The organism is Niveispirillum irakense DSM 11586 (assembly GCF_000429645.1).
In the GTDB taxonomy this organism is placed as follows: Bacteria; Pseudomonadota; Alphaproteobacteria; order Azospirillales; family Azospirillaceae; genus Niveispirillum; species Niveispirillum irakense.
In genome coordinates this window covers 379862-396021 of record NZ_AUCG01000020.1, presented here as the reverse complement: position 1 = coordinate 396021, position 16160 = coordinate 379862, and the positions used below count along the sequence as shown (strand labels likewise).

14 protein-coding genes are annotated in these 16160 nt (G+C 64.7%); 5 read left to right on the top strand and 9 right to left on the bottom strand.

Annotated elements, in window-relative coordinates:
* Positions 1 to 153: 153 nt before the first annotated feature.
* A complete protein-coding gene (locus G473_RS0108820) occupies positions 154 to 1065 on the bottom strand; it encodes a LysR family transcriptional regulator (protein ID WP_029012801.1) in 912 nt (303 codons plus the stop codon).
* A gap of 117 nt (positions 1066 to 1182) precedes the next feature.
* Between G473_RS0108820 and G473_RS0108815 the strand changes: the two genes are divergently transcribed.
* Complete coding sequence (locus tag G473_RS0108815; protein WP_029012800.1) at positions 1183 to 1968, top strand: SDR family NAD(P)-dependent oxidoreductase; 786 nt, start codon at positions 1183 to 1185, stop codon at positions 1966 to 1968.
* Positions 1969 to 1986: 18 nt separating this feature from the next.
* Entirely contained in the window at positions 1987 to 2901 is a 915-nt protein-coding gene (locus G473_RS0108810; RefSeq protein WP_029012799.1) for an NAD-dependent epimerase/dehydratase family protein, read from the top strand.
* A gap of 251 nt (positions 2902 to 3152) precedes the next feature.
* On the opposite strand, the gene G473_RS0108805 is transcribed toward G473_RS0108810, so the two are convergent.
* From G473_RS0108805 to G473_RS0108770, 8 genes are all read right to left on the bottom strand, one after another.
* Positions 3153 to 3926, bottom strand: a complete 774-nt coding sequence (locus G473_RS0108805) for a cyclase family protein (protein WP_210163259.1) — start codon at positions 3924 to 3926, stop codon at positions 3153 to 3155.
* Between the two features lie 5 nt (positions 3927 to 3931).
* Positions 3932 to 4231 carry a 2Fe-2S iron-sulfur cluster-binding protein gene (locus G473_RS25930; RefSeq protein ID WP_084437825.1) on the bottom strand — a complete coding sequence of 100 codons (300 nt, stop codon included), beginning with the start codon at positions 4229 to 4231 and terminating at the stop codon, positions 3932 to 3934.
* A 245-nt stretch (positions 4232 to 4476) separates the two neighbouring features.
* Entirely contained in the window at positions 4477 to 5640 is a 1164-nt protein-coding gene (locus G473_RS0108795; protein WP_029012797.1) for an alpha/beta hydrolase family protein, read from the bottom strand.
* Between the two features lie 3 nt (positions 5641 to 5643).
* Positions 5644 to 6546, bottom strand: a complete 903-nt coding sequence (locus G473_RS0108790) for a VOC family protein (RefSeq protein ID WP_029012796.1) — start codon at positions 6544 to 6546, stop codon at positions 5644 to 5646.
* 33 nt (positions 6547 to 6579) lie between these two features.
* Positions 6580 to 7560 (bottom strand): fumarylacetoacetate hydrolase family protein, encoded by a 981-nt coding sequence (locus G473_RS0108785; RefSeq protein ID WP_029012795.1) that lies wholly within the window; start codon positions 7558 to 7560, stop codon positions 6580 to 6582.
* Positions 7561 to 7697: 137 nt separating this feature from the next.
* Positions 7698 to 10079 (bottom strand): beta-glucosidase, encoded by a 2382-nt coding sequence (locus G473_RS0108780; protein WP_029012794.1) that lies wholly within the window; start codon positions 10077 to 10079, stop codon positions 7698 to 7700.
* A gap of 226 nt (positions 10080 to 10305) precedes the next feature.
* Positions 10306 to 10863: an NADPH-dependent FMN reductase gene (locus tag G473_RS0108775; RefSeq protein WP_029012793.1), complete on the bottom strand. Its 558-nt coding sequence runs from the start codon at positions 10861 to 10863 to the stop codon at positions 10306 to 10308.
* The gene (locus G473_RS0108770) at positions 10860 to 11969 is read right to left on the bottom strand and encodes an LLM class flavin-dependent oxidoreductase (protein ID WP_029012792.1); all 1110 of its coding nucleotides are present in this window, start codon (positions 11967 to 11969) and stop codon (positions 10860 to 10862) included. Before G473_RS0108770 ends, G473_RS0108775 begins: the two co-directional genes overlap by 4 nt.
* A 279-nt stretch (positions 11970 to 12248) precedes the next feature.
* On the opposite strand from G473_RS0108770, the gene G473_RS0108765 reads away from it, so the two are divergent.
* From G473_RS0108765 to G473_RS25925, 3 genes are all read left to right on the top strand, one after another.
* The gene (locus G473_RS0108765) at positions 12249 to 13484 is read left to right on the top strand and encodes an MFS transporter (RefSeq protein ID WP_051330050.1); all 1236 of its coding nucleotides are present in this window, start codon (positions 12249 to 12251) and stop codon (positions 13482 to 13484) included.
* 301 nt (positions 13485 to 13785) lie between these two features.
* Entirely contained in the window at positions 13786 to 14553 is a 768-nt protein-coding gene (locus G473_RS0108760) for a hydroxypyruvate isomerase family protein (RefSeq protein WP_029012790.1), read from the top strand.
* A 213-nt stretch (positions 14554 to 14766) separates the two neighbouring features.
* A complete protein-coding gene (locus tag G473_RS25925) occupies positions 14767 to 16107 on the top strand; it encodes an MFS transporter (RefSeq protein WP_051330049.1) in 1341 nt (446 codons plus the stop codon).
* The last annotated feature ends 53 nt before the right edge of the window (positions 16108 to 16160 follow it).

The following is a 16160-nucleotide window of genomic DNA, read 5'->3' as shown; positions in this document are numbered from 1 at the left end:
TATTTACCGATCCGATCTATCAGTCGAGGCGATGGATGACACAGCATTCTCACGCATTTTCGCTATTATCTGCGATACAGGCCGTCCGCTGATCAGCTTCTTGTTCTGATAAACGCGCCAGGATGGGCCGATTGCGCGGTTACGCGCCCATTCTCATAAATCCTGTTCCGCCACACATTCCCGCAGCAATTGGCGGAACCAGAGCAGGGCCGGGTCGCGCTGGAAATGCCGGTGCCACTGGATCATTTCCGTCAAAATCGGAAATTCGATCGGTAACGGCAATATGCGCAGCGGCAGGCGCTGGACATATTGCTTTGCCAGCCGGGCATGCATGGTGGCCAACAGGTCGGTACCCACCAGCATGGCCGGCACTGTGGTGAAATCCGGCACGAAGACCGCCGCCTTGCGGGCATAGCCGAAGCGCTCCATGAACCATTGGTCGAAAGACGGGGAGCGTTTCATGCCGAACCGCACCTGCACATGGTCCATCGCCATATATTGCTCGAAGCTGATCGCCTCGCCCACCTGCCGGTTGCCATCCCAGGCAACAACGACATGTTCGTCGGTGAACAGCTTCTCCTTCGGATGGTCAGGATGGGTGAAATTGTCCGGCGTCACCAAAAAATCCACCTGCCCGCGCCCCAGCCGGTCCAGAACCATGTCATCCATGAAATCAATCTCCACCCGGATGCCGGGCGCCAGGGCGTGGGCCTTGGCGATGGTACGGGCCAGCAGCACCTCCGTCACATAATCGGACGCGTGCAGCCGGATGACGCGGGTAGCGCTGGCCGGATCGAAACTGGGTTTCGCTTCGATGGTGGACTGAATTTGCATCAGGATGTCCCGCACCGGTTCCGCCAGGCTTTCGGCCAGCGGCGTGGGCACCATGGCGCGGCCGATCTGGGACAACAGATCATCATCAAAAAATTCGCGCAGCCGGGCCAGATTGCCCGATACGGCTGACTGGCTGAGGTTCAGCCGGTTGGCCGCGCGCGACACACTGCGTTCTTCCAGCAGCACATCCAGTACCACCAGCAGGTTCAGGTCCAGTTTCTGGAACCGCATTATTTATCCTCCCATCCATCGGTCATGCCGATAGTTTGGTTTAGTAAATACGATTTCAGTGATGGACGTACAGCCCCTATCGTCATCCCATCGCCTCCCCCCTGCCAAGGACAGCCCATGGACGTGACCGATTATGGCCGCCTGTTCGACCTGTCCGGTCGTCAAGCCCTGGTCACAGGCGGACAGCGCGGGCTGGGTTTGGCCATTGCCACGGCTTTGGCCAGCCATGGCGCCACGGTCTGGATTTGCAGTGAGGATGGACCAGGATGCCAAACAGCAGCAGCGGACTTGCAGGCACAGGGAATGGCTGTGCATGCCATTGCTTGCGATGTCACGGATCGCGCAGGGCTGGCCGGCCTGGTGGATCGGATAACGGCGACCGGGCCGCTGGATATCCTGGTCTGCAATGCCGGCGTGGCGCCCCATGCCGGCCCCATCACGACGGCCAGTGACGCTGACTGGCAGGCGACAATGACGATCAATCTGCAAAGCGTGCTGTGGCTGGCCGGCCTGGTCCTGCCCGGCATGGCGACGACCGGTGGCGGCAGCATGATCATCATGTCCTCCATCGCCGGCCTGCGGGGGAATAAGGCGCTGGGCCTCTATGCCCTGTCCAAGGCTGCCAATGCCCAGTTGGCGCGCAATCTGGCCGTGGAGTGGGGGCCGTCCAACATCCGGGTCAATGCCATCTCCCCCGGTTTCATCCGCACCGATCTGGCGCGCGACCTGCTGGCAAACAAAACCTTCATGGAACGGCGCATGGCCATGACACCCCTGCGCCGACCGGGTGAAGTGACGGAGGTGGCGGGGGTAGCGGTGATGCTGGCCAGTGCGGCCGGCGGCTTCATCACCGGGCAAAATATCGTCGTGGATGGCGGCACGCTGATCACCGACGGCAATTGAAAAATCTGGGGAAACGCCATGCATATTCTGATCACCGGTGCCGGCGGTTTCGTCGGCGCCGCCCTTGTCAGCCGTTTGCTGGCCGGTGCGGGGCCCGCCTTCACCCGCCTGACCTTGGTGGACCGGCAGTTCAGCGCCCTGCCCGATGATCCGCGCGTGACCGCCCTGGCCGGTGACATTGCTGATACCGGCATCTGGGCCGATGCACTGGCCAATGGCGGGGCCGATCTGGTTTTCCATCTGGCCTCCGTGCCCGGCGGGCTGGCGGAGCGGGATTTCGATCTGGGCATGGCGGCTAATCTGGGCGGCACGCTGGGGCTGCTGGATGCGCTGCGCCGGCAGCAAAGCCCGGCCCGGCTGGTCTTTGCCAGTTCGGTCGCCGTTTATGGCGACCCGCTGCCCGATCAGGTGGATGATGCCACGCCCGCCCGGCCCGGCCTGTCCTATGGGATGCAGAAGCTGGTCGGCGAGCTGCTGGTGACGGATTACAGCCGGCGCGGCTTCATTGATGGCAGCAGCCTGCGCCTGCCCGGCATCGTCGCCCGCCCCCCTGCCCCATCGGGCCTGATCTCCGCCTTCATGAGCGAGGTGATGTGGGCGGCACGCGACCATCGCCCGGTGTGCTTGCCCGTCTCCGAACAGGGTGTGTGCTGGTGGATGTCGGTTAAGGCTTCCGTGGATGCGCTGCTGCACGCCGCCGCCCTGCCCGGCCAGGGCCGCGTCTGGCTGCCGCCGGTGCTGCGCCTGACCTTAGGCGAACTGGTGGCAGCCCTGACCGACCGGTTCGGCGCCTTTGATGTGACCTATGCCCCCGACCCGGTGGTGGAGGCCAAATTCGCCCGCCAGCCGCCCCTGATCGCCACCGCCGCCCGTGCGGCGGGGTTCCGCGATGATGGCGACGTGGCGGGGCTGATCACGGCGGCGGTGGGGTGATGGGGGGAGAAGAATTTACAATATCCCAACCCTTTCCCGTTATCCCGGCGCAAACCCATAGGTACTAAGTTAACCTCTCGCACTGAAGTGCTTTCCCCGCGAAAGCGGGGATCCAGGGGCCAAGGGCGCTCAAGCGTGGTTCTTGTGGCCCCTGGACCCCCGCTTTCGCGGGGGAGGCAGGGAAGGTGCGAACCCTTAACTTCGCGCCTATGGGCTTGTCACTGGGATGATGGGGTGATTGGTGCCCCCGATCAATCCGGCATGATGGCCACGGCGCGGGTCCAGCCAGCGCTGGCCGCCCGTACCTTCACCGGGAAGCAGGCGACGGTGAAGCCGTGCGGCGGCAGGCTTTCCAGGTTGGTCAGCTTTTCCATGTGGCAATAGCCGACATCCTTACCGACATAATGGCCTTCCCAGATCAGCGACGCATCGCCGGTTTCCTTGAACTTGGCCGCCGTAAAGGGGAAGGGTGCATCCCAGCTCCAGCCATCAATCCCGGTGACGCGCACGCCGCGCTCCACCAGATACAGCGTCGCTTCCCGTCCCATGCCGCAGCCCTTGGCCAGGAAATTCGGCTGGCCATAGGCGGCACCGGCCGCCGTGTTCACCAGCACGATATCCAGCGGTTGCAGCACATGGCCGATGCGGGCCAGTTCGGCCTCCACCTCTGCCGCCGTGACGACATGGCCGTCGGGCAGGTGGCGGAAATCCAGCTTCACACCGGGGCGGAAACACCAGTCCAGCGGTACCTCATCGATGGTGATGGCGCGTTTGCCGCCATCCATCGTGGAATGGTAATGCCAGGGCGCATCCATATGGGTGCCGTTATGGGTGGTCAGTTCCACCCATTCCGCCGCCGGGCCTTCACCATCGGGCAGCTGGTCGACCGTCAGGCCGGGGAACATCTGGCAATATTCCGCCGCCCCTTCGGCATGGCTGGCATAGCGGATCTTCGGCCGCATGAAAGGCGGGTCCGCCGGCACGTCATTTTCCAGATGCACGGAAAGATCGATGATACGGGGCACGGGTTTCACCTTGGTTTGATGATGGCGACAGACAGCGGGCCTGGCGGGTGGGTCTGGCAGGCCAGCCGGATGGCAGGGTCGGTGATGGCAAGCTGGCGCCGCAACTGCGCCTCCCGCTCCCCCATCGGGCCGGGATCGCCATCCACCACCCGCACCCTGCAGGTACCACAAATACAACCACCCCCGCACAGCGCCGTGATGCTGTCACGACCGGCGGGAGCGATGGCCTGGAGCAAATTCTGGCCGGGGGCCAGGGCCAGGGTTTGCGGCGGGCCGGTTTCGGAGAGGATGGTCAGGCTGGGCATGGGGGCTTCCATGGCCGGGTTTGCGGTGTGACCATGCAAAGCGCCGCGGGCACAACATCTCCCCCAATTTCTACCTGCCTTCCCCGCGCAAGCGGGGATCCAGGGGCCATAAGAACCAACGCTTCAGCGCCCTTGGCCCCTGGACCCCCGCTCATCAAGGGGGAGGCAACGCAGTGATGGGGAAGGATGGAGTGCCCACGCCAACCACGCAGGGTAAGGGAAAAAGGGGGTAAGGGCGGCCCCCCTTACCCCAGCCGTCCCCCCAGCGTGTCGGCGAACCAGTCGGCGATGTAGTCACGGCCGAACGACATATTGTCCGCGCCGACATGCTCCACCCCGCCTTCACGCTCGGTGAAGATTTTCAGCTCACGCCGGGGGGAATTCACCAGCTGGTCATAGGTCTGGTGGGCGTAATCAAGCGCGATCTGCCGGTCCTTGGCGCCATGGGTCACCAGGAACGGCACCTTGATCCGGTCCAGCACGCCATTCAGATGCATCCCTTCCGCCTTGGCGAGGAAATCATCCATATCCTGGGCGCCAAACACCCAGCGCACATGGCCCCAATAATGCGGCACCGGGTTTTCGCCTTCCCGCTTCAGGCGCTTTTGCTGCACTTCGCGCCAATCATGGTTGGCACCCCAGACGGCGCCGCTGGCAAAGCGCGGTTCAAACGCCACGGCGCGCGGGGTGAAATAGCCCCCCAGCGAAATGCCGACCATGCCGATCCTGTCGGCAATCACATCGGGCCGGGCGGCCAGATAATCGAACACGGGCGTGGCCCAGCGTTCGGTTTCATGCGTGGCGTACAGGTTGTTGGCGCGCAGCGCTTCGCCGGTGCCCGGCTGGTCGATGCAGAGCGTGGAAATGCCGCGCTTGGCCAGCGCGTGCGGCAGCCAGGACCAGAACAGCAGCTCCTTGCAGCTGTCCAGACCATTGACATACAGCACGCAGGGGGCCGGGCCCTCCACGCCTTCGGCGTGCGTGAACAAGGCCGGGATGAAGCTGTCGCCAAAGGGGATTTCCACCCGGGTGCAGTTTTCCCGCGCCAAGCCTGTGCCTTTACGGAAGGCGTTCTGGCCCTTGGCAAAGGTCTCCGCCCGGCCGGGATGGCCATGGCCCTGCATCCGCTCGGCGGTGATGTAATAGAGCGAGGCGCGTTGCAGCTTGGCCCCGGCAGAAAAGGCGCGGCCCCGCGCCTCGTCTTCTTCCGCCAGCCCGACCAGCTTGTCGGCCATGGCAACCCATTGCGCCAGGAAAGCACCGGTGCCGGCATCCTCACCACGCGCCGCCGCGTCCAGCAGCGGGCGGCACATATCCTCAATCTCCCCGATGCGGCCACCGCTTTCCAGCGCGATATTGACCGAGAGATTCCAGATGTAATTATTGGGGAAATACTGGAACAACGCCATGGCTCAGACCTCCACCGCCTGGAACAGGCCGGCATCCGGGGCCGGGTGCGGCATGGTCTGCGGGCCACCGCTGCCGGCCCCCCACTGGTCCATCACATCCGGGCTGGGCACATGCACGGTGGCGACCCAGGTCGCCTCATCCACCCGTTCCAGCTCGGCGGTATATTCCACGGCAAAACCGGCCGGGGTGGTGAAATAGCTGAAGGTGTTGTTGCCGGCCGTGTGGCGACCGGGGCCCCAGCGCAGATCCACTTGCTTGCGCTTCAGCTTGCCGACGCCGCGCATCATGGCATCCATATCGGCCATGTCATAGGCAACATGGTTCAGGCAGGGCGGGCCGGGCAGGATGGCGATGCGGTGGTGCCATTCATTGCAGCGCAGGAAGCACATGAAATCGCCCAGCCAGTCCGACACGCGGAAGCCCAGCACATCACAGAAGAAAGCCACCATGCCCTTGTGATCGGGCGAATGCAGCACGATGTGGCTGATCTTTTCCGGCAGCGCTTCCTTGGCAGCGACGGGCCGCGACGGCCCCCGCTCCACCCCGGCAGACACTTCGAACGTCATGCCATCCTTGCCGAAGAAGCGGAAACCATAGCCGCCGCCGAAGGAGGTCAGCGCGCGCGGGGCAAAGATGATGCGGCAACCAGCGGCGACCACCTTGTCATGCAGCGCGTCCACATCGGCGTTGCTGTCAGCGGCCAGCGCGATCACATCGATGCGGGCGACATCCGCCGGGCGCAGCCGCACCACATACAGTTCCGGATGGCCTTCGGTGGCGAAATAGACCAGGCCATCCTTATCCGCCACTTCACGCAGGCCCCACTTATCCCGGTAAAAAGCGCGCTCAGCCTCAAGATCGGTAACGGCATAGCCAACATAGCGGATATCAGTAACGCGGGTCATGGGAGCACTCCCTTGGATTCTCTGCCGTCTGTCTCAGCGGCCGGATTTCACGATTTCCTGATCAATGGCGCCGAAGACGCTTTGCCCGTCTTTCAGCACCTCCATGCGCACCCGGTCGCCGAAGCGGATGAAACCGGTGCGGGCAGTCCCTTCATCAACGATTTCAATGCCCCGCCGCTCAGCAATGCAGCTTGACCCGACCTCGCGGAAATTCTCGTTCGACACGGTGCCGGAACCGACAATGGTGCCGGCGCACAGGCTGCGGGTGCGGGCGGCATGCGCAATCAGTTCGCCAAAGCAGAAGCCCATGGCCCCGCCATTGGCCGCCCCGAAACGCTGGCCATTCCAATCCACCAGCAAATCCAGATGCACGCGGCCATCCTTCCAGGCGTCGCCCAGTTCATCCGGGGTGACGGCGATGGGGGCGGCGGAACAGGCAGGCTTGGCCTGCACCCAGCCAAAGCCGGTCAGCATTTCCGGCCGGGCCAGGGTGCGCAGCGACCAGTCATTGACCAGCAGCACCAGCCGGATCAGCCCGCGCGCTGTGGCCGCATCGGTGCCCATCGGCACATCGTCGGTGATGACGGCATATTCGCCCTCGAAATCAATACCATCTGCCTCGCTGGGCAGCTTCACCGGCGCGGCGGGGGCGATGAACTGGTGCGACATGCCCTGATACATCAGCGGCTTATCATGCGGCTGCGGGTTGGTGATGTTGAACACCTTGGCCATCAATTCCCCATGGGCATGGAAGGCCGACCCATCCAGCCACTGCCAGGCGCGCGGCAGCGGGGCCAGCGCCTGGGCCGGATCAAAGGGGAAACTGTTGGGTGCGGTGCCGGCATTCAGCGCATCCGACAGGGAAGCCAGCCGGGGGGCGGCATCAGCCCAATGGTCGAGTGCCTGTTGCAGCGTGTCGGCAATGCCATCAGCCAGCACGGCACGCGACAGATCGCGGGAAATCAGGGCCAGCCTGCCGTCACGTCCGCCGCGGTCAAGAGTTGCCAGCTTCATGTTTCCGTCCCCACATCATTGAAAAAAGTTCCCGCCTTCAGGCGGCTGCCCCAGGTATAGGCATGGGCGACTGCCGGGTTTAAGCCGGCAATGCCGATGCTATCTATCGGCGCAGGTGATGGATGCGGCCTGTCCCCTCACCCAACCGACAGCAAGACCGGCAGGTCGGCGCTGTTCCAGCCCAACAGCACCTGATGGGGGCCGGCAGCGCGCTGCCAAGCGCCGGCCTGTTCATCCCAATGCTGGAAAGCGCGCGGCGGCAGGGTGAAGCGGGCCACCTGTTCCGACCCGGTCGCGATGGTCAGGGACGCAAAGCCCCGCAGGTGGCGGATACCATCCGGCCCGGCCACATAAAGCTGCGGCACGGCCTTGCCGGCGCGGTCGGACAGGTTGCGCAGCGTCACCGTTACATCCGCCCCGCCCTCGGCGGTTGGCGTCAGGCGCGCATCGGACAGGGCGAACCGGGCATAGCCGAAACCAGCACCGAACGGGTAAAGCGGCGCGGTGCCTGCCGCTTGCATCCCCTTGTACCCGATCAGATGGCCCTCACGGTAAGGCAGGTCGCCGTTGGCATCCGGGGTCAGGCCGAAGGCGGGATAATCGGCGTCAGTGGCGGCGATGCTGACCGGCAGGCGGCCACCGGGTTCGCGCTCGCCGGCCAGCACCTGGGCCAGGGCGGGGCCATATTGCTCACCGGGGAACCAGGTGATCAGCAGGCCGCGCACCTGATCCTGCCAAGCAATATCAAAGGCATGGGCGACATTGCAGATGGCCACCAGATTGGCATTCACATGCCGCACCCGGCGCAGCAGTTCCAACTGCGCATCGGGCAGGCGGGTGCCCTGGCGGTCCTTGCTTTCCACCCCGGAATCCGCCGTCTCCCCCAGCATCAGCAGCACCAGATCGGCCTGGGCCGCCAGGGCCACCGCGCGGTCCAGCATGTCCGCCGGGCGGTCGGGACCGCGCATCCCGTACCACAGACCCTGGGCGCGGGCTGGCGTATAGGCCAGTTCGAACCGCAGCAGCACGGGCTTGCCGGCCTGCATTTCCACCAGCACGCTTTCGCTGTCGCCGCCCTTCAGGATGCCCATCAGGTCGGACGGGGAAACCGGCCCGCCGCCCTGGAAGGTCGGCTTGCCATCGACATACAGCGTGACGGCCCCCGTACCACCGATATGCACACGGTGCGGCCCGTCGCGTTCCGGGGTGAACCAGCCGGTGGCGCGGATGCGGCCCGCCTGTTTCAGCGCATCGGTGCCGGGCATCCCGACAAACCAGGTCAGCGAATTGGTATCGCGGGTTTCGGCATGAAGCGGCTCGCTCTCCCCCTCATGCCCGGCCAGCCATTCCACCGTCAGGCCGCGCGTCGCCCCGTCGCCCAGATCGCGGGCGGGGCGGGCGGAAAGCGGCGGCAGGCGATATTCCGGCTCCACACCCTGTTCATAGCCCACCTCGAACCGGTCGCCGAACCGGTCACGGATGGCCTGCAGCGGGTTGATGAAATCCGGGCGCACGGCGATCTTGGCGAAGGTGCCGCCCTGCAGGCAGGGGGCTGTGGCATTGGGGCCGATCACGGCAATGCGCCGGGCGCGGGTTGGCTGCAGCGGCAGGATATCCTGACTGTTCTTCAACAGCACAAAGCCGGCGGCGGCGGCCTCCGCCAATGTCGCATCCACATCCACCGGGGCCGGCTGGCGCGGCAGCGCATCGATGCGGGCCACGGCGTTGGCCACGCGGCCCGCTGCATCTTCCAGCCGGCTGGCCGGCACCTCGCCGGCTTCCACGGCGGCGGCGAATTTCTGCCCCAGCACCCGGTCCGGCCCCGGCATGTCCAGGTCCAGCCCGGCCTGGGCCGAACGCAGGGTGTTATGGGCGCCGAACCAGTCCGACACGATGAAGCCGGGGAAGGCCCAGTCACCCTTGACGATGCCGGTCAACAGCCCCTGATGTTCAACGCAATAATCCCCGTTCAACCGGTTATAGGCGGCCAGGATGCCGACGCAGCCGGCCGCCGCCGCCATTTCAAACGGCAGCAGATAGGTCTCCCGCAGGGCGCGGTCGCTGGCCACGGCATTCATGCTGTCGCGGGCGGTTTCGCTGTCATTGCAGACCAGATGCTTGGCGACGGAGCCGACGCCCTGGCCCTGCAAGCCGCCGATCCAGGCGGCCCCCAGCGTGCCGGCCAGGAATGGGTCTTCGCCATAAAGCTCAAAACCCCGACCACAGAGCGGGCTGCGCTGCAGGTTCAGGTTGGGGGCCAGCACGGCATCCACGCCCAGCCGCCGCGCCTCCATCCCCACAATGGCCCCCACCCGCTGCACCAGCGCCGGGTCGAAACTGGCGCCCAGTGCGGTACCGCAGGGGGTGAGCACCGCAACATCCCGTTCATCCACCCGGCCAGAGGCAATGCCCATCGGCCCGTCGGCCATCTGGATCGACCGGATGCCCGGCAATTCCGCCGTGGACCACATATCGCGGCCGGAGGTCAGGGTTGCCTGTTGGGAAAGCGTGGGGGACATGGGGGGACTCCCTGGGGGGTGGTTTTTGGTTGGGTTTTGGAGGTGCGATAGAGAAGGGGGTGCCACGTAGCCGCTTCAAACAACGGTGCCTTCCCCGCGAAAGCGGGGATCCAGGGGCCAGGGGCACGAACCGTTGTTCTGGTGGCCCCTGGACCCCCGCTTTCGCGGGGGAAGCACAGAGGGAGGTCAAGGGGTGAGAGGGGATTCAGCCCTTTGCCAAGCCCCCTCACCGCGCCAGCCGCATCACCTGTTCGGCCTGCGCCTTGATCTGGGCGGCAATGTCCGCATCAGCCAGCCGGCCGTCTGCATCAAACGGCTTCTGCGCCACCGTGTTGACGGCGATGCCCAGCGGGGTGGGCCAGCCGCGCATGGCGTGGACGATGCCGCGCAGGGCGGACAGCGTCACGCCGCCGGCCTGCCAGCCCGCCGCCGTCACCACCAGTCCCACCGCGCGCCCATCGAAATAGACACGGGCGTCACCGCGCAGATCTTCCAGCAGGTCGATGGCATTCTTCACCAGCCCCGACACCCCGCCATGATAGCCGGGGGAGCCGATGACCAGCCCATCGGCGGCGCGCACCGCTTCCACAAACTCCCGCTGTTCGGGCGTGCGGTCAGGGTTTTCCGGGGCGAAATGCGGCAGGGCGGCCAAGGCGGCCCCGCCAAACAGCTTTGTTTCCGCCCCCAGTTCGGCGGTGGCAGCCAGAACGGCCGCCACCATGCGTTCACCCGACGAACCCGGCCGGGTGGTGCCACCGAAACCAACAATCAGTGGCTTTTTCATGCTGCCTTCCCCTTGAAGGCGGGGATGACATGGCGGGACAGCAGGTCCAGCGTCTGGTTGGCATAGGCCTTGCGCTTGGCCGTCAGCGGGCCGGTCAGCATCCCGCACAGCACATTGCCGATGCCCAGTTCGGCATAGGGCTTCAGATGTTCAATCACGGTTTCCGGGCTGCCATACAGGCACCAGGTGCCGATCCAGTCCTCGGTCAGGGCGTTTGGCGTATGGTCGGTCTTCTTGTTGGCGGCGCTTTCTTCCGCCCTTGCATTGAAGGCGGTTTCGCGGTCAACGGCGGCCTGATAATCGGTCAGGATATCTTCCAGTTCCGTCCGCGCCTGCGTATCGGTTTCGGCAATATGCACGCATTGATAGGTGTGGGTGGTCCAGGACAGGGCATCAGCCACACGTTCCGCCGAATGGCCGGCAGCCATCAGCAGGTCACGGTAAATAGTAAAGAATTTCTGCACATGCTTGAACGGTTCTGTGCCGCCGATCTGCGGCGGGGTGAAGGCCGGGATGAAGGCGGGCCAGCCGAATTCCGCCGCGCGCCGGGCGCTGCTTTCCTTCATCGCCACCGGCATCAGGCGGGCATGACCGGGCGTATAGGCGACCGGCGCAATGCGCTGCAGTACTTCGCCTTTATAATGGCCATTATCGAACCGCACGGAAGGATCTTCCGGCTTCTTGGCCCAAAGCTGTTCGGCAATGGCAAGGTTCTCCTCAGCCAGCCGGGAGGCTTCCCTATAATTCACGCCAAAGCCGATCATTTCTTCCGGCGTGGTGCCGCTGCCGACACCGACCAGCAGCCGGCCTTCGGTCAGCTGGTCCAGAATGTTGATGCGTTCAACAAAACGCACCGGGTGGTGCAGCGGCACCGTGGTCACGGAGAAGCCGAAATGCATGCGCTTCACCCGCGCCGCCAGATATGCGGCGAACATCATCGGGTCGGACGCGATGGGCATATAGCCGGTGAAGTGATGGTCCGGCAGGAACACGGCGTCCAGACCGGCAGCTTCAGCGCGTTCCACATGGTCGATCAGGTCCAGCAGCAAGTCGCGGTCCTGGTCCTCACCCATGGTGCGGGAATTTAAGAAAGTTGAGAAACGCACGGGATTCCTCCTTGTTCGCTGCCCCGGTCCTGGCGCATCCCCCCTGGGTGAACGACCGGCCACGGCTTTGGAATTAGAATTGCTATTCTGAATAGCTAACGGAGCGAAGCGCCGGGTGTCAACCGAAAGCAGCGGTGGGTGATCCAATTTTTCACCAAGCAATTTCCAGGCTTGATAGTGCGTTTACCGCATTGACAAAGCCCGCCCATCCCGATCATCATAATTAGAATAATAATTCTTATATGGCGCCTTCAGACGCCAAAACGGGAGTAACGTTCGATGGTGGATCAGGCCGTGGCGCCGCCGATAACGGGCGGTGCGCGAAAGGCTGGGCTCGCCCAGGGCATCATCCTGGTGATCAGCGGTTTCCTGCCGATTCTGGCAATTGTCTCGCTGACGCCGGCGGTGCCGACGATCCTGGACCATTTCCGCGATGTCGCCAATGCCTCTCTGTTGGTGCCGATCCTGGTTTCCGCCCCCGGTCTGGCCATCGCCATCCTGGCGCCCTTTGCCGGTATGCTGGTGGATCGGTTCGGGCGCCGGCCGTTGCTGGTCTGGGCGACCTTTTTCTATGGCATTGCCGGCTCGTTACCCTATTTCCTGGACAGCCTGCACGCGGTGATCGCGTCACGCCTGCTGCTGGGGGTGACGGAGGCGGCGATCCTGACCATCATCAATACGCTGATCGCCGATTATTATGATGCGGCAGGCCGGCGTAAGCTGTTGATGGCACAAGGCCTGGCCGGGCCGGCCATGGCATCGGGCGTCATCGCGGCGTCGGGCATGTTGACGGCGGTAAGCTGGAACGGCGTGTTCCTGATCTATCTGATCGCGCTGCCGATTTTCGTCGCCACACATTTCATGATTTTTGAGCCGGGCAGGACGAAACAGGGCGCGCCCGTCGCACCGCAGGCTGACAGCGGCCCCACCCCGCCCTTCCCCACCCGGGCAGTGGCGCTCTATGGCATCGTCACCCTCTTTGCCTCCACGCTCTATTACGTCTTCATCATCCAGGGCGGGCTGGCCTTCCGCGAGATCGGGGTGAACGACCCTGCCCGCGTCGGCTCTCTCATCGCGCTGGCCAGCCTGGGTGTGCCTGTGGGCGCGCTGATCTTCGGCTGGATCGGCAAGAAGGCCACGGCGCTGCAGATCTTCTGCTTCTTCGCCTTTCTGGGTGTCGGGCTGGCCGGGATCGGGCTGGCGACGGAATATAAATCCATGATGGCGCTGCTGGTGATCCAGCAGATGGGGGCGGGCATGACCATCCCGATCCTGATCGCCTGGGCACAGAGCAAGCTGCCCTTCGCCCATCGCGGGCGCGGCATGGGCATCTGGGCGTCGTGCTTCTTCCTGGGCCAGTTCACCAGCCCGTTCTTTGTCGCCGTCGCCAAATCCCTGACCGGCGGCACCGTGCAGGCCGCCTTCCTGACCATGGGCATCGCCGCCCTGGTTGCCGCTGCCGTGGCCCTGGTAGCCTTGGCGAAGGCCAAGCCGGACACAGGGGTGAAGTACTGAGGGGGGCAATACTCTTCACCTGACGACAGTGAGGGAAAGATTCTCGGCGTTCACCCTTCAGACTGTTCTGCTTCCCCCGCGTAAGCGGGGGTCCAGGGGCAACAGCACCAAAGCGTTGTTCCTGCGACCCTGGATCCCCGCTTTCGCGGGGAAGGCAGCAAGCGGATGACGCTTACGTGGCTGTTCCCTCCCCCCCCCAAACATTCCGCTTCAGCGCTTCGGCGCCAGGTCCGCCGGTGCGGGCCGCCGATGGCCGTCCAGCATGGCCGCCGGTCCGATTGCTGCAACCGGGAGAACCGTGATGCATCTCGCCGCCTGTATTGAATGGCTGTTTGCCGCCGAAAACCCCACTTTCACCGACCGTATCCGCGCCGCCAAGGCAGCAGGGCTGACGGCGGTGGAATTCCATCTCTGGCGCGACAAGCCGCTGGCCGATATCCGCCGCACCCTGGATGAAACCGGGGTGCAGCTGGCCAGCTTTGTGGTGGAACCCCGCCGTTCCCTGGTCGATCCGGCCCAGCATGATGAATTCCTGGCCGCCGTGCGCGACAGTCTGGTCGCCGCCAAACAGGCCGGATCGCGGGCCCTGGTGGTGGCGTCGGGCTTCACCCGGCCCGATGTGTCGCGCCAGGAACAGCATGATTGCGCCGTTGGCATCCTGCGCCAGGCGGCCAGATTGGCGGAAGAGGCCGGCATCCTGCTGCTGCTGGAACCGTTGAATGACCGGGTGGAACATCCGGGCATGTATCTGGTCAGCACCACCGAAGGGCTGGACATGGTGGAGGCGGTGAACAGCCCCAACCTGCGCCTGCTCTATGACATGTACCATTCCACCGTGATGGGCGAAGATCCGGCCCAGGTGCTGGCGGGCCGCTTCCATCTGGTGGGCCATGTGCAGGTGGCCGATGTGCCGGGCCGCAACCAGCCGGGCAGCGGCACCATCGATTGGGCGCGTTACATTGGGCTGCTGCGCGACCTGGGCTATGATGGCGCCATCGGCCTAGAATACAAGCCCACCGGCCCGACGCTGGAGACATTGGCGACGACGCGCAAGGCGTTGGGGGTTTAATCCACGCCCGCGTGGATGTGGTGGAGAAAGGCTCGCTGCATCCCTCCCCCTTCCACCGTCACCCCGGCGAAGGCCGGGGTCCAGGGGCCACAGGCGCTGTGCTCTACGAACTGGACCCCGGCCTTCGCCGGGGTGACGGTGGAGGGAGGCGGAAAGCCTGCAGCTCTTGGTTAACCACCCCGCATCCCGTCCCCACGACCGGAGCCGCCTTCCATGACCCACCCTGTCCCAACGGGCGGCGCCAGTGCCGCCCCGCTGCCGCTGCGTGCCAAGCTCAGCTATGGTGCCGGTGATTTTGCCTTTGGCCTGTCCTGGAACATGGTCGGGGCTTTTCTGCTGTATTTTTATACCGACGTCGCCATGCTGCCGGTGGGCATCATCGGCACGCTGTTCCTGTTGTCGCGTCTACTGGATGCCGGGTTCGACCCGGTGGTCGGCATTCTGGTGGACCGTACCCGGTCCCGCTGGGGCCGGGCGCGGCCCTGGTTCCTGTTCGGCGCCCTGCCCTTCGGCCTGTTCGTCGTTGCCACCTTCTGGATGCCGCCGCTGGGGCCGTCGGGCAAGCTGATCTGGGCCTGTGTCACCTTTGTCATTCTGGGCCTGCTCTATTCCGTTGTGAACATTCCCTACAGCGCCCTGATGCCGATGATGACGGCGCGGCGGGGTGAACGGGTGCAATTAGGCAGCCTGCGCTCGGCCGGCACGGCCCTTTCCGTCATCGCCGCCACGGCAGCCACCATGCCCCTGGTCGGCTGGCTGGGTGGGGGCGATCAGGCCAAGGGGTTTCTGCTGGTGGCCATCCTGGCCGCCGTCATCTCCGTTGCCCTGATCTGGAACCTGTTCGCCCAGTGCCGGGAGCAAGTGCACGAAGAAACCACCGGCACCGGTGCGGAACGCACGACGCTGGGGGCCGTGGCGAATATGCTGCGCAACCGGGCCTGGCTGGTGGTGTTCCTGTTCACCACGTTGAATTTCATCCGCTTCGGGGCGGTGCTGTCGGTCACCGCCTATTTCGCCATCAATGTGCTGAAACAGCCCTGGATGATCTCCATCCTGCTGCCAGCCATTTCCGGTACGCTGCTGCTGGGCGCCGTGATCGCCCCGCCCTATCTGAAGCGGTTGGGGATGCGCAATGGCAACCGGCTGGCCCTGGCGGCTGCCCTGCTGCTCTATGCACTGCTGCCGCTGGTGGAAGCGCAGCCGGCCCTGTTCCTGGCCGTCTATATCCTGGCCTCCATCCTGATTTCCGTCACCATGACGGCGATTTTCGCCATGGCGGCGGAGGTGGTGGACCATCACGAGGCGCAATTCGGCGTGCGCCATGAAGGGCTGCTTTCCGCCGGCATCAGCCTGGCCACCAAGATCGGCATGGCCATCGGCGGGGCGGTCGTCGCCTATGGGCTGGCGCTGGCCGGCTATGATGCCGCCGCCGTCAGTGACGGGGCGCGGCAGATGGTGCATTGGCTTTATTACGCGCCGGCCCTGCTGGTGCTGCTGGCGCAAATCCTCTGCATCGGCTTCTATCCCGGCAGCCCGGTGCGGCGAGAAGGGTGATCTCGCGGCTGAGTATAATGGATCGGTGATATTTCCTGCCTCAGACTGCCTAT

What these genes read in the sequence shown, in the direction of transcription:
- G473_RS0108820 (WP_029012801.1), bottom strand. Translation starts at nt 1,065, where the DNA reads ATGCGGTTCCAGAAACTGGACCTGAACCTGCTGGTGGTACTGGATGTG.
- G473_RS25930 (WP_084437825.1), bottom strand. Translation starts at nt 4,231, where the DNA reads ATGCCCAGCCTGACCATCCTCTCCGAAACCGGCCCGCCGCAAACCCTG.
- G473_RS0108815 (WP_029012800.1), top strand. Translation starts at nt 1,183, where the DNA reads ATGGACGTGACCGATTATGGCCGCCTGTTCGACCTGTCCGGTCGTCAA.
- G473_RS25925 (WP_051330049.1), top strand. Translation starts at nt 14,767, where the DNA reads ATGACCCACCCTGTCCCAACGGGCGGCGCCAGTGCCGCCCCGCTGCCG.
- G473_RS0108775 (WP_029012793.1), bottom strand. Translation starts at nt 10,863, where the DNA reads ATGAAAAAGCCACTGATTGTTGGTTTCGGTGGCACCACCCGGCCGGGT.
- G473_RS0108760 (WP_029012790.1), top strand. Translation starts at nt 13,786, where the DNA reads ATGCATCTCGCCGCCTGTATTGAATGGCTGTTTGCCGCCGAAAACCCC.
- G473_RS0108790 (WP_029012796.1), bottom strand. Translation starts at nt 6,546, where the DNA reads ATGACCCGCGTTACTGATATCCGCTATGTTGGCTATGCCGTTACCGAT.
- G473_RS0108765 (WP_051330050.1), top strand. Translation starts at nt 12,249, where the DNA reads ATGGTGGATCAGGCCGTGGCGCCGCCGATAACGGGCGGTGCGCGAAAG.
- G473_RS0108780 (WP_029012794.1), bottom strand. Translation starts at nt 10,079, where the DNA reads ATGTCCCCCACGCTTTCCCAACAGGCAACCCTGACCTCCGGCCGCGAT.
- G473_RS0108810 (WP_029012799.1), top strand. Translation starts at nt 1,987, where the DNA reads ATGCATATTCTGATCACCGGTGCCGGCGGTTTCGTCGGCGCCGCCCTT.
- G473_RS0108795 (WP_029012797.1), bottom strand. Translation starts at nt 5,640, where the DNA reads ATGGCGTTGTTCCAGTATTTCCCCAATAATTACATCTGGAATCTCTCG.
- G473_RS0108785 (WP_029012795.1), bottom strand. Translation starts at nt 7,560, where the DNA reads ATGAAGCTGGCAACTCTTGACCGCGGCGGACGTGACGGCAGGCTGGCC.